The sequence below is a fragment of the Flavobacterium davisii genome, assembly GCF_042182265.1.
Taxonomy (GTDB): domain Bacteria; phylum Bacteroidota; class Bacteroidia; order Flavobacteriales; family Flavobacteriaceae; genus Flavobacterium; species Flavobacterium davisii.
In genome coordinates, this window is record NZ_CP097869.1 from 2,273,143 (window position 1) to 2,287,314 (window position 14,172).

Genomic DNA, 14,172 nt, shown 5'->3' on the forward strand with positions numbered 1-14,172 from the left:
TGAAAAAATAGAATGACAGAGTGCTTGGGGTAAGTTTTTTGAATATTAAATAAGTTACAGATTTTAAGTTTTAATTATTTAGAGAACCGTTTTTTTTTAATTTTTGTTTGTTTTATTTGTTTTAAGGTTTTAAATTTAAACTAAAATGTTTTTTAAGGTTTAAAAATAAAATTAAATATATCAATTTTGCTTTATAAATAAATTATTAATCAAATCTGAAATCAGATATCTAAAAATAATATAATTATGTGTGGAATTGTATGCGCCTTCAAACTAAAGCAAAAAGCGGAAACGTTAAGACCTCAGGTGTTAGAAATGGCTAAAATTATCCGTCACCGCGGACCCGATTGGAGTGGTATTTTTTCTAATGATAAAGCTATTTTGGCTCATGAACGTTTAGCAATTGTAGATCCAGCTTCAGGAAAACAACCTTTGTTTAGTCCTGATGGTAACTTAGTTTTAGCTGCTAATGGAGAAATATATAATCACAGAGAATTACGTAAGCAATTTGAAGGAAAGTATGATTTTAAAACACAAAGTGATTGTGAAGTAATTTTAGCTTTATATCAAGAAAAAGGACCTTCTTTTGTGGATGAGATGAATGGAATTTTTGGTTTTGCCTTATATGATGTAGAAAAAGATGAATACTTTATTGCTCGTGATCACGTTGGGATTATTCCTTTATATATTGGTTGGGATAAGAACGGAACTTTTTATGTAGCATCTGAGTTAAAAGCCTTAGAAGGATATTGTTCCAAAATTGAGTTATTTCCACCAGGACATTATTTGTATAGTAAAACAGGAGAGTTAGTAAAATGGTATAATCGTGAATGGGTTGAATACCAAGCTGTAAAAGAAAATGAGACTAGTATTCAAACTATTCGTGAAGCCCTTGAAGCGGCTGTTCATCGTCAGTTAATGAGTGATGTTCCTTATGGTGTTTTGTTATCAGGAGGTTTGGATTCATCCATTACTTCTGCTATTGCTAAAAAATTTGCAAGTCGTCGTATCGAAACAGATGATAAATCAGAGGCATGGTATCCACAATTACATTCATTTGCTGTAGGATTAGAAGGATCGCCTGACTTAGCTGCGGCACAAAAAGTAGCAGACCATCTAGGAACTATTCATCATGAAATAAAATTTACCATTCAAGAAGGATTAGATGCTATCCGAGATGTGATTTATAATCTTGAAACCTATGATGTAACAACTGTTAGAGCTAGTACACCTATGTATTTAATGGCGCGTGTAATAAAATCTATGGGAATTAAAATGGTTTTGTCTGGTGAAGGTTCTGATGAATTGTTTGGAGGTTATCTATATTTTCATAAAGCTCCTAATGCAAAAGAGTTTCACGAAGAAACAGTACGTAAACTAAGTAAACTTCACATGTATGATTGTTTAAGAGCTAACAAAAGTTTAGCTGCTTGGGGAATTGAAGGACGTGTTCCTTTTTTGGATAAAGAGTTTATGGATGTAGCAATGCGTATTAATCCTCAAGATAAAATGATTAATGGAGAAAAAATGGAAAAATGGGTTCTTCGAAAAGCTTTTGAAGATATGTTGCCAGAAAGTGTTGCTTGGCGTCAAAAAGAACAGTTTAGTGATGGAGTAGGATATAGTTGGATAGATACATTAAAAGAAATTGTAAACAAAGAAGTTTCAGATGAACAATTAGAAAATGCTAAATTTAGATTTCCTATTCAAACACCAATGAACAAAGAAGAGTATTACTATCGTACTATTTTTAGTGAACATTATCCGAGTGATACTGCAGCTTTATGTGTTCCACAAGAAGCGAGTGTGGCTTGTAGTACAAAAATAGCTTTAGAATGGGATGAAGCTTTTAAAAAATTAAACGACCCTTCAGGACGTGCTGTGGCAAAAGTACATGATGATGCTTATGAAAAATAAATCAAATAATTTAGTTTTCGATTTACTTTGCTATCAAATTAAATAAAAAGTAAAAACCTCAATCGTTCTTCTTTTGAGGTTTTTTATTAGGACTCATTTCTGAAAGTTTAAATTTAAACCAAATTCCGTATTAGAAATAAAAAGAATTTTGAATCGAACAAAGTATACGATTTTTTATTCTTGTTTGATATAAAAAGCATTTAAAAGGATTTAAAAGGATTTTTATGAAATAATAATTTTAACATTTTTTGAAAGATAAAGAAAATCTCATTTAAGGCTATTTTCGTTTGATTTAAGCAATTATCTCTTTATTAACTTTGTAATGTTAATAAACTAAAGAGGGATTTAAGTCGTTTTGTCGTTTTAAAAAGTGGTATTTCATTATATTTGCATGTTAGACAAAAGTAATGCAATTTCGAAAAAGATATTATGAGCGAAGAAGTTAAAAAGAATAATTATTCTGCTGACAGTATTCAGGCACTTGAAGGAATGGAGCACGTGCGTATGCGTCCATCCATGTATATTGGTGATACAGGTGTAAGAGGATTACACCACCTAGTATATGAAGTAGTAGATAACTCAATTGATGAAGCCTTAGCAGGACACTGTGATACTATTTTTGTTACCATAAATGAAGATAATTCCATAACGGTAGAGGATAACGGTCGTGGTATTCCTGTTGATATACACAAAAAAGAAGGAGTTTCAGCCCTTGAGGTTGTAATGACTAAAATTGGAGCAGGAGGTAAGTTCGATAAAGATTCGTATAAAGTATCTGGAGGTCTTCATGGAGTAGGGGTGTCGTGTGTAAATGCTCTTTCAGATAATTTGAAAGCGACAGTTTATCGCGAAGGAAAAATATACGAGCAAGAATACGAAAGAGGAAAAGCACAGTATCCTGTAAAGCAAGTAGGTGAAACAGACAAACGCGGTACGACGGTTTGGTTTAAGCCTGATGGAACTATTTTTCAACAAACTTTAGAGTATTCTTATGATACTTTGGCAGCTCGTATGCGTGAGTTAGCCTTCTTGAATAAAGGAATCATGATTACTCTTACAGATAAAAGAGAACAAGATAAAGAAGGGAAATTTCTAGGAGAAACATTTCATTCTAAGGAAGGTTTGAAAGAATTTGTTAAATTCTTAGATGGAAATCGTGTGCCAATTATTGGCCATGTGATTTCAATGGAAAACGATAAAGGAGAAATTCCTGTTGAAGTAGCCTTAATTTATAACGATAGTTATTCAGAAAATATATTTTCTTATGTAAATAATATTAATACCCATGAAGGAGGTACGCATTTACAAGGCTTCCGTATGGGATTAACACGTACGCTGAAGAAATATGCCGATGCTTCAGGGTTATTAGATAAATTAAAATTTGAAATTTCAGGAGACGATTTTCGTGAAGGATTAACGGCTATTATTTCTGTAAAAGTCGCAGAACCACAATTTGAAGGACAAACCAAAACCAAATTAGGTAATCGTGAAGTCGTTTCCCCTGTATCACAAGCAGTAGCTGAAATGTTAGAGAATTATTTGGAAGAAAATCCAAATGATGCTAAAATCATTGTACAAAAAGTTATTCTTGCGGCACAAGCACGTCATGCTGCTAAAAAAGCCCGTGAAATGGTACAGCGTAAAACCGTAATGGGCGGTGGAGGTTTGCCAGGTAAATTATCAGACTGCTCAGAGCAAGATCCTACAAAATGTGAAATTTTTCTTGTCGAGGGAGACTCGGCAGGTGGTACAGCTAAACAAGGACGTGATCGAGCTTTTCAAGCTATTTTACCTTTGCGAGGTAAGATCCTAAATGTCGAAAAAGCGATGCACCACAAAGTGTTCGAAAACGAAGAAATTCGAAATATATTTACAGCTTTAGGAGTAACAGTTGGTACTGCTGAAGATAGTAAAGCATTAAATCTAGAAAAATTACGTTACCATAAAGTAGTAATCATGTGTGATGCTGATATTGACGGTAGTCATATTTCTACATTGATTCTAACCTTTTTCTTTCGATTTATGAAAGAGTTAATAGAAGAAGGCCACGTATATATTGCAACACCACCTTTATATCTTGTTAAAAAAGGAAATAAAAAGGAGTATGCTTGGGATGAAAAACAACGTGATATGATTAATGAAAAGATGGGAGGAGGTTCCAATATTCAGCGTTATAAAGGTCTTGGAGAAATGAACGCAGAACAATTATGGGAAACAACTTTAAATCCTGCCTATAGAACATTACGACAGGTAACTATTGATAGTTTAACTGAAGCAGATAGGGTGTTTTCAATGTTGATGGGAGATGAAGTACCTCCTCGTAGGGAATTTATTGAAAAAAATGCCATTTATGCAAATATTGATGCGTAATACATAGTGAATATTAATTAATCAAAGACTGGATTTGTTCCAGTCTTTTTTTTATAAATTTTTTATAAATGAATTCATGTCGTATTTTTTTTGTATATTCGAAAGAGCTTCTTGTTTAGTTAATACTGTATTTTAGACTTTGTAATGAAGATAAAAAGATTAAGAAAATAAAAGTGAATAGATTTTTTTAGCAGATGTAGTTTTGCCATCTCAAGAATAAAAAGAAATATAAGAACATTTTTATCTATGATATAATTTAGCCTGATTACTTCATTTGAGGCTAGTATAGAAAAATAAATAAAGAGCTTTGATGTGTAAAATTAATAAAAATGTAATTTATTATGAAAGTAACTATAGTAGGAGCTGGAAATGTAGGTGCTACTTGTGCCGATGTAATGGCTTATAGAGGAATTGCTAGTGAGGTTGTTTTATTAGATATTCGTGAAGGTTTTGCAGAAGGAAAGGCATTAGATATATCTCAATGTGCAACTAACACAGGTTTTAATACTAAATTGGTAGGGGTAACCAATGATTATTCTAAAACATCGAATAGTGACGTAGTTGTAATTACTTCTGGTATTCCCCGTAAGCCAGGTATGACACGAGAAGAATTAATTGGGATTAATGCTGGAATTGTAAAATCAGTCGCTGAAAATCTCCTTGCTCATTCACCTAATGCGGTATTTGTTATAGTTTCAAATCCAATGGATACGATGACTTACTTAACTTATAAAACTTTAGGTATTCCTAAAAGTAGAGTAATAGGAATGGGAGGAGCTTTAGATAGCGCACGTTTTAAAACCTACCTAGCATTGGCTTTAGATAAACCAACAAATGATATTTCGGCTATGGTTATTGGAGGGCATGGTGATACTACAATGATTCCTTTAACACGTTTGGCATCCTATAATGGTATTCCTGTTTCACAGTTTTTGTCAGAAGAACAATTAAAACAAATAGTTTCAAATACGATGGTAGGTGGGGCAACTCTAACTTCCTTATTAGGTACATCAGCTTGGTATGGCCCTGGTACATCAGTAGCTTACTTGGTAGATTCTATATTAAATAATCAGAAAAAAATGATAGTTTGCTCTGTTTATTTAGAGGGGGAATATGGACAAAATGATATATGTATAGGAGTTCCTTGTATTATAGGAAGTAATGGAGTAGAAGAAATAATAGATATAAAATTAAATGATCTTGAGGAGGAATTGTTTATTAAATCATCAGCTGCCGTTCGCAATATGAATGAGACTCTTGGAGAGTTATTATAATAAGAATTTAACTTCCTCAAAAAGACTGCTCTTTTGCAGTCTTTTTTTTTAATATAATTTTTGTAAATTAATTGGTTTATCGTATTCAGAATTATATATTTGCAAGTTTTAGTAAATACTCCTATTGTATTTAGGAGTCTTTTATTAACCAAAAACGAACGTAGAACAAATTAATTAATTTTTTACAAAGAATGCAGAATAGAGGACTCATTAAGTTTTTTGCAATCATCTTTGCTTTAGTAAGTATTTACCAGCTTACTTTCACTTTTGTAGCGAATAAAGTTAAAAGTGATGCAAAAGCATTTGCAAATGGAAATCAAGAAAAGGAGATTAAGTATCTTGATTCAATTGGTAAACAAAAAGTTTTTAGTTTAGGGTTTACTGATTTTACTTACAATGAAGTAGCCGATAAGCAAATTAACAAAGGTTTAGACTTAGAAGGAGGGATTAATGTTACCTTGCAAATCTCTGTGAAAGATGTATTAAAAGGTTTAGCTAATAATACATCAAATGCTATATTTAATAAAGCTTTAGCAGAGGCTAAGAAAAACCAACAAGGAAATCAATCTTTTCTAGATGCTTTTTTTGAAGCATTTGAAAAAGCTTCCGCTGGTTCAGGAACTAAATTAGCTTCTCCGGATGTTTTTGGAAATAGAAATTTAGCTGATGAAATTAACTTCAATATGTCAGATTCAAAAGTAAAAGCTGTAATAGCTAAGAAAGTAGATGAGTCTGTACAAAGTGCATTTGGAGTATTACGTGAGCGTATAGATAAATTTGGTGTTACACAACCTAATATCGTTAAATTAGGAAATACAGGACGTATTTTAGTAGAGTTACCAGGTGCTAAAGATGTAGATCGTGCTAAAAAATTATTATCTTCTACAGCTCAATTAGAATTTTGGGAAACTTATAAAATGGAAGAGGTAGCCTCTTATTTAATGACTGTTAATGAAGCGCTAAAGAAAACTGAAAAAGTAGAACCTGCTGTTAAAGAAACTAAATCTTCTTCTAAAGTGAATGATTTGTTAGTTGACAAATCAAAAGATTCTGCAAGTAATGCAAAAGGTAACAATCCATTGTTTGATAAATTAATGCCTTTACAACAAGGAGGTTCTATCATAGGTATGATTGCAACTAAAGATACAGCGGTAGTTAATGCTTATTTAAGAAGAGCCGATATAAAAGCTTTATTACCAGCTAATTTAGCAGATGTTAAGTTCTTATATGGTAAAGCAAAAGATGAAGAAGCAGAAGCTGTTGAGGTATATGCTATTAAAGGAAATAGAACCAATACACCTCCAATGAGTGGTAGTGTATTAATAGATGCTGCTGATACTTTTGATCAAATGGGAAAACCAGCTGTTTCTATGCAAATGAATGGAAAAGGAGCCAAAATTTGGGAAGAATTAACAGGAAGAGTATTTTCTCAAAAGAATGCAATTGCCATTGTTTTAGATGATGTAGTTTATTCTGCACCTGGTGTAACGTCAGGTCCTATTGCAGGAGGACGTTCGGAAATTTCTGGAACTTTTAAAATTGATGAAACAAAAGACTTAGCTAATGTCTTACGTGCTGGTAAATTACCTGCGGCGGCTGAAATTGTTCAATCAGAAGTAGTAGGTCCATCATTAGGTCAAAAAGCCATTGATAATGGTACTATGTCCGCTATTGTAGGTTTATTAGCCGTAATGTTATGGATGTGGGTATATTATGGTAAATCAGGTACTTATGCTAATATAGCATTAGTAGTTAATTTATTGTTCTTATTTGGTATTTTAGCAAGTTTAGGAGCCGTATTAACATTGCCAGGTATTGCAGGTATTGTGCTAACATTAGGTACAGCAGTAGATGCAAATATTATTATTTATGAAAGAGCAAAAGAAGAATTACGCCATGGTTTAAATCTAGGTGACGCTGTACAAAAATCATTTTCTTGGACAGGTGCTATGCGTTCTATTATTGATGCAAACGTAACCCACGTATTAACTGGAGCTATTTTATACACTTTCGGTACAGGACCTATCAAAGGTTTTGCAACCACTTTATTAATAGGTATCGTGACTTCATTGTTTACTTCTATCTTCATTACAAGAATTTTCCTAGATAGAGCAGTAGCTAAAAATGATGCACTATCATTTACTACAGATTGGTCTAAAAACTGGTTTACAGGTTATCATTTTGATTTCTTAAAAATTAAGAAATTTACTTATGCTTTTTCATTAACAGTAACTCTAATCAGTTTAGTTTCAATATTTTTTGTAAATGGATTAGATCAAGGAGTTGATTTTGTTGGAGGTAGAACTTTTCAAGTAAAATTTGAAAAGCCAGTTGATGCTGCTATTGTGTCAGAAGAATTAGGAAAAGTATTTGGTGTGCCTGCTGAAGCTAAAGTATTTGGAGATTCAGATCAATTAAGAATTACAACTAAATATAAAATTGAAGAAGAAGGCGTTGCTGTAGATGAAGAAGTTAATAAATTGTTATACCAAGGATTATCTAAGTATTTCCCAGGTATGGATTATAAAAAATTTATTACCTTAACAGATGGAAAGAAATTAGCCGTACTATCAGGGTCTAAAGTTGGAGCCGCTATTTCTAATGACATCAAAACAAACTCTTTTTGGGCTGTTATTGGAGCAATGTTAGTAGTTGGTTTATATTTAGTAATTTCATTCCGCAAGTTAGGATACTCATTAGGAGCAGTAGCAGCAGTAGCACACGACGTAATATTTGTATTAGGTATTTACTCATTATGCTATAAGTTTATGCCTTTCCACATGGAAATGGATCAGCACTTTATTGCAGCTATCTTGACAGTTATTGGTTATTCAATGAATGATACTGTAATTGTATTTGACCGTATTCGTGAGTTCCTAGCAGGTGATTTAAAAGGAAACTTTAATCATATCGTAAACGAATCTATTAATACTACTTTGTCTAGAACAATCAATACTTCGTTAACTATGATTTTAGTATTAGCTATCATGTTTGTGTTTGGTGGTGAGTCTATTAGAGGCTTTATCTTTGCCATGTTAATAGGAATTGTTGTAGGTACCTATTCATCATTATTTATAGCTACTCCTGTGTTAGTAGATACTTTATCTAAAAAAGATAAAGAAGAAATAGAAAAAAGACATGAAGAAATAAAATCTTAAAATAAATCTTTTTTAAAAACAAAAAGTCCCGATATTATTCGGGACTTTTTTTGTATATTGACTAATAAAAATATAAAAAATGGAAATTTCTTGGTTTGATTTTGAATCTGTAGAAATGCGAGTTGGGACTATAATTAGAGTATATGATTTTCCAGAAGCTCGTAAACCAGCATATCAATTAACAATTGATTTCGGAAAAGAGATAGGGATTAAGAAATCTTCAGCGCAAATAACAAAAAGATATTCGAAAGAAGAATTAATTAATAAACAAATCATAGCGGTTGTGAATTTTCCTAAAAAACAAATTGGTAAATTTATGAGTGAGTGTTTAGTTCTAGGATCTATAGGACAAGATAATGATATCGTATTATTATCTACTGATCAAAAAGTAATAAATGGTTTACGCATCGGTTGAATCCAAAAATCGTATTAAATTTTGTTTCATAACGAAGTCTAATGCGTAATCTGGGTTAAAAAGTGTAAATAAAAAAAAGGCTATAGATACAGAAAAAGAGGTTGTCCTATTTTTTGAACAACCTCTTTTTTATTAAAATATTCGAATTTCTATCGGAGAAAATTTATATAAGCAATTTTAGTAAATACTATTGATTTTTAGGTTACCCTCTTTGATGAGTGTTATGCTATCATTATGCCTTTTTTGTTTTATTTTGCTGATTCTTTGCTTTTAACATTTCTTCTTTAGCTTTAATCATTTCCTCTCGCGCTTTAATCATTTCCTCTCGTGCTTTTAGCATTTCCTCTTTAGCTTTCTTTATTTCGGAATCGGTTTCTTTCTCATTCCAATTAAAATCAAAATTAAAATCTTCTGGTTTGATTTTTTCTATTTCAACTTTCATTTGATCCATTTTCGGACGCATGCTATTTATTTTTTCACGTAGTTTGCTGAACTGTTTTTGGGAGTTAGATAAAGCATCTTTAGTTATTTTTTCTATCTCATTCGAATCAAATTTAAATATATCTTCATTGTTGAATTTTAATACCATAGGACCGTCTTCTTGCATATTAAATTCAAAATTACCATTAAAATCTTTTAATGCTTTTTTATATTCTTCTGAATCGGTTTCTATCGTTTTACCATTTATGATAATTTCAGGTTTCCCATTATTTTGTTTTTTAATAATGATACTTTTATTATAATTTTTTAAAGAGGATTTATCAGCTTCTTTCTTTTCTAATTTATTTGATGCGTCTGGATTTTTAGGTGTAGATATTATTTCTTCTGATTCATGAATTATATCATTTTCTGGGTCTAAAAATGAAAAACCAAAGCTATTATTTTCATTATTAGATTTGTGAAGATTCTTAGAAGAATTGATTTCGTTTGCTTTTCCAAATCCTACTCTGTTTTTAGTTTTATGGAAATAAATTGGTTTTATAGGATCATCTCCCTGTATGTGTGTCATTCCTTTCTTACCTTCAAAATCTTTGTATTCTATTTTAATAGCTGTTATTTCTCCTTTTGTATTGCGTTTGATTTTAGAATATTTAAGGACTACACCAAATTTTTCTTTAGCTATTTTAATGTCCTCTTTTATTTCTTGTTCACTAGAATTTTTATCAGTAGTAATATATAAATCACTAGAGTTAGATTGAGTAATGTTTTTTTCTTGTGCAATGGTTTTTGTTTGAAAAAAGAACATAAAACCAGCTAAGACTGGAATTATTAATGCGTATTTCCAAGTTTTCTTTTTTTCTGATTGAGGTTGATTCAACATAATGATTCGATTTTTAATTAATGATGAGTTAAAATGATTTGAAATTGAAAAACAATTCCGTTCTGTAATTACTTTTAGTAAAGCTTTTTGATATTGAGTTTTATCTTTTAAAAATTTACTGGCTTTTTGATCCGCTATGTATTCTAAATTTTGTAATACTGATTTTTTGTATAGCCATATAAATGGATTAAACCAAAAAACAATACAAAATAGTTGGCTAATGAGTGTATCGATAGAGTGTTTATCTTCACTGTGTACTTTTTCATGTAAGAGTATACTTTGTAATTCCTCTTCTGTATAAAAATTAGAATTGTATACGATATAATTAAAAAATGAGAAAGGTGCGATTTCATCATCCAAGTCTACTAGCTTGAATAAACCTCTTTTTATGTTTTTATGTCGATGAAGTAGTTTATACAACGAAAAGAAGCTAATTATGAGTTTACTAAATAAGATTAAAAAAACAATTAAATAAATACTGAGGATGATAATATTCCAATCTACAAGAGAAGCAGATTTAGAGTAATTATTTGTAGTATATTCAACAGTTTGTGAAATAGTGGATTTCTCGGTTATATGAGGTTGAACTATTATGTATTTAGGAATGAATAATAGAGGTAAAATAACAGCAGTTGCTAATCCAGATAATAAAAACCAACGATTGCTGCTAAAAAAAGTTTCTTTGCTTACCATAAAATGATAAGTAATATAAAAAATAATTATTAGTATATTAACTTTGATTATATATAAACTCATCACTTCCATATTTATTTCTTATTTTCTATCAAATCTAAAATTTCTCTAAGTTCTGCGGCAGAAATTTTTTCTTCTTCTGCAAAAAAAGAAACTAAATTCTTGTATGAATTATTAAAATAATTTTCAATAGCATTATTGAAAAATTTTTTTCTATACTCTTCCAAAGTGATGATGGGAAAGTATTGATGAGTATTACCAAAAATAGTATGACTTACGTAATGTTTATCTTCTAAATTTCTGATAATTGTAGAGAGAGTATTATAATGGGGAGTATCATTTTTTATTTCAGCCATGACCTCTTTTACAAAAGCTTTTTTTAGCTTCCATAAAATTTGCATGATTTCTTCTTCTTTGTTTGTTAACTTTTGCATTATTGTGATAGTTTCGAATCATTTTTTAGAGTTGAACAAAACTAAAACGATGTTTTTAGTTAAACAACTATTTTTGTAGTTGTTTAACTAAGATTTAAGTTATTTTTAAGAAAAGACTAAATTGATTTATCTTCTTTTTGAGTAAGGTTGTATGTAAGTATACCTAATACGGTAGCAATAATCCCTAAAAAAGCCATTATTAACCAATTCGTTCTATAGCCAAAATAATCAACTATAGACAAACCTATCTTTGCACTTAGTATATGAGCAGCACTAAAACTCATACTAAAAATAGCCATATATCTACCTTCGTGTCCTTTAGCTGCTCGACTCATAGCAAAGGTGTTTGAGAACGGAAAAGTAAACATTTCGCCTAAAGACATTAAAATCATCATGATTATTAGAGTTATACTGTAAGAAGAAAATAAAAGTATAAACATACTAAAAGACATCATCATGGCACCTATTGTAATAACCTTTATTTTGTTAATTTGTTTTCTTTCAATATAACTTACAATGGGCATTTCCAAAAAAAAGATGAGTAAACCATTAAGCATAAGTAACAAACCTGATTGAAATTCAGTCAAATTAAATTGAATTTTATGATAAAGAGGAAGAGTAGTAAAAAGTTGAAAAAATAAAATGCCTACAAGCATACAGCAAAATAAGAAAATCCAAAAAATAAAATCATTAAATACAGAAGTATTGTTATTTGATAAATTGTTTTCCTTTTTAGGTTCTAACTGTTTCCTTTTTACCGTTATAAAATATCTAAAAATGCTAATAGCCAGTATACAGGTTGCGCCATCAACCCAAAAAAGACCTTTGTAGCCTATTTTCATGATTATTAATCCAGCCATAGCAGGACCTAATGCAAAACCTAGATTAATAGCTAAGCGAATTAATGTTAAAGCTCTTGTTCTATTTTCTTTAGTAGCAAAAGTATTTAAAGATACGAACATAGCAGGTCTATACATATCAGCTACAACCATGATAATAAAGATACCTATACATAAGCCGATGAATGAATTGATGAATTGTAAAATAAAAAAACAAATTCCGCTTGTTAGTAGACTGAAAATCATTATTTTATAAAACCCTATTTTGTCAGTAAGTTTTCCTCCCAACCATGACCCTACCATAGAACCGATACCAAAACTAACTAATATCCAACTGACTTCCTTGTAGCTAAAATGAAGGTCTTCTTTTAGGTACTTTGATAGGAAAGGAAGAACCATTGTTCCTGCACGATTGATAAAGGTTATTAAGGTTAAAATCCAAATTTCCCTTGAAAAGCCCTTAAAATTATTAATATAACGAATAATTCCAGTTTTAAGCATAATAGTAAAGTATGTTCTCAAAAATACTAAATGAAATATAAAAAATAAGTAATTATAGATATTTGTTTAATCTGGATTCCGAATTAGACTTCATGTTCGAGATGAAAAGACAAAAAATGAACATTTTTTGTAAATAGGGAGCAAAAGCCGTAATCTAGTCGTAGTTTGTCACTTCAACCTTAGGGAGAAGTCATATTATTTATGTTATTTCTATCCTAATTTATAAATGACAAGATTATGAACCTTTAAGATAACCTTAATGTAATAAAAAAATACGCTTTTTAGATTGAAAGTCCTTGTTTATTTGTAATAAATTTCTAACACATAATATAGGTTTAATTTTAATAAATGAAAAATGTATTTATTGATAATCTAAATTATTTGGTAAAAAAGATAGTTTATGTAAAAATATATTAATTTTAAATTTGTTTAAATAAAGCATTTTTAGATAATTTAAAAACTCTTAAAAAATAGGTTTCATAGGAATTGTATAATTTGAATTTCTTTATTATAATAAAATAGCTAGGTCTTTACTAGCTTATGAGAAAGGCTCTACTTAGAACTATTACTACTAAAGCAAAAACATGAAAGATGAAATATAATTTACATACACATTCATTTAAAGATCAAATAGGAGTATTGGAAATAGTAAATCAATACCCTCTAGAATTAGATGAAAAAATACCTTACTTTTCCATTGGGATACATCCTTGGTATATAAAAGAAGAAGAAATAGATATAGAATTAAAGATTATAGAAGAAAAATTAGTGTTACAAAATTGTTTAGCACTAGGTGAATGTGGATTGGATAAAAGGATAGAAACGAAATATGATCTTCAATTACAAGTTTTTGAAAAACAATTAGAACTTGCAAAAAAATATAAAAAACCCTTAATTTTGCACTGTGTTTCAGCTTTTCAAGAAGTAATTGGTCTAAAAAAAGAAATGCAAATAGAAGAGCCCATTATCATACATGGCTTTTCTAAAAACATTCAGGTAGCTAAAAGTTTATTAGATAACGGATTTTATCTTTCTTTTGGGAAATATTTAATAAGAAATCCTGAGTTGGCATTGGTATTTAATTATATACCAGACGACTGTTTTTTTTTAGAAACAGATACAATAGAAGAAACAATAGAAGAGGTGTATGAAAAGGCTTCAATGATAAAAAAAAAGAATGTAGAATCATTAATTGAAGCCAATTTTATAAAAGTATTTCAACTTTAACTAATAGATAAAAATAAGAATTG

General features: G+C 30.1%; 9 protein-coding genes. 6 read left to right on the plus strand and 3 right to left on the minus strand.

The features are described from left to right. Nucleotides 1-246 precede the first annotated feature (246 nt). From asnB to NAB20_RS09740, 5 genes are all read left to right on the plus strand, one after another. Nucleotides 247-1,917 carry an asparagine synthase B gene (gene asnB, locus NAB20_RS09720; RefSeq protein WP_105196276.1) on the plus strand — a complete coding sequence of 557 codons (1,671 nt, stop codon included), beginning with the start codon at nt 247-249 and terminating at the stop codon, nt 1,915-1,917. Nucleotides 1,918-2,346: 429 nt separating this feature from the next. Beyond that, entirely contained in the window at nt 2,347-4,287 is a 1,941-nt protein-coding gene (gene gyrB / locus NAB20_RS09725) for a DNA topoisomerase (ATP-hydrolyzing) subunit B (RefSeq protein WP_088393971.1), read from the plus strand. 341 nt (nt 4,288-4,628) lie between these two features. Continuing rightward, nucleotides 4,629-5,561 carry a malate dehydrogenase gene (gene mdh / locus NAB20_RS09730; protein ID WP_375605054.1) on the plus strand — a complete coding sequence of 311 codons (933 nt, stop codon included), beginning with the start codon at nt 4,629-4,631 and terminating at the stop codon, nt 5,559-5,561. 191 nt (nt 5,562-5,752) lie between these two features. After that, a complete protein-coding gene (secDF, locus tag NAB20_RS09735; RefSeq protein ID WP_127823184.1) occupies nt 5,753-8,719 on the plus strand; it encodes a protein translocase subunit SecDF in 2,967 nt (988 codons plus the stop codon). 79 nt (nt 8,720-8,798) lie between these two features. Continuing rightward, entirely contained in the window at nt 8,799-9,134 is a 336-nt protein-coding gene (locus NAB20_RS09740) for a tRNA-binding protein (protein ID WP_088393965.1), read from the plus strand. 232 nt (nt 9,135-9,366) lie between these two features. Here the strand turns inward: NAB20_RS09740 and NAB20_RS09745 are convergent, their stop codons facing one another. The 3 genes from NAB20_RS09745 to NAB20_RS09755 form a co-directional block, all read right to left on the minus strand. Continuing rightward, nucleotides 9,367-11,211, minus strand: a complete 1,845-nt coding sequence (locus NAB20_RS09745) for a M56 family metallopeptidase (RefSeq protein WP_164849082.1) — start codon at nt 11,209-11,211, stop codon at nt 9,367-9,369. An 11-nt stretch (nt 11,212-11,222) separates the two neighbouring features. Further along, nucleotides 11,223-11,582 carry a BlaI/MecI/CopY family transcriptional regulator gene (locus NAB20_RS09750; RefSeq protein ID WP_088394647.1) on the minus strand — a complete coding sequence of 120 codons (360 nt, stop codon included), beginning with the start codon at nt 11,580-11,582 and terminating at the stop codon, nt 11,223-11,225. 116 nt (nt 11,583-11,698) lie between these two features. Beyond that, nucleotides 11,699-12,922, minus strand: coding sequence for an MFS transporter (locus tag NAB20_RS09755; RefSeq protein WP_105197108.1), 1,224 nt, complete (start codon nt 12,920-12,922; stop codon nt 11,699-11,701). A 591-nt stretch (nt 12,923-13,513) separates the two neighbouring features. Here NAB20_RS09755 and NAB20_RS09760 point away from each other — a divergent pair. Then, nucleotides 13,514-14,149 (plus strand): TatD family hydrolase, encoded by a 636-nt coding sequence (locus NAB20_RS09760; RefSeq protein WP_088394818.1) that lies wholly within the window; start codon nt 13,514-13,516, stop codon nt 14,147-14,149. The last annotated feature ends 23 nt before the right edge of the window (nt 14,150-14,172 follow it).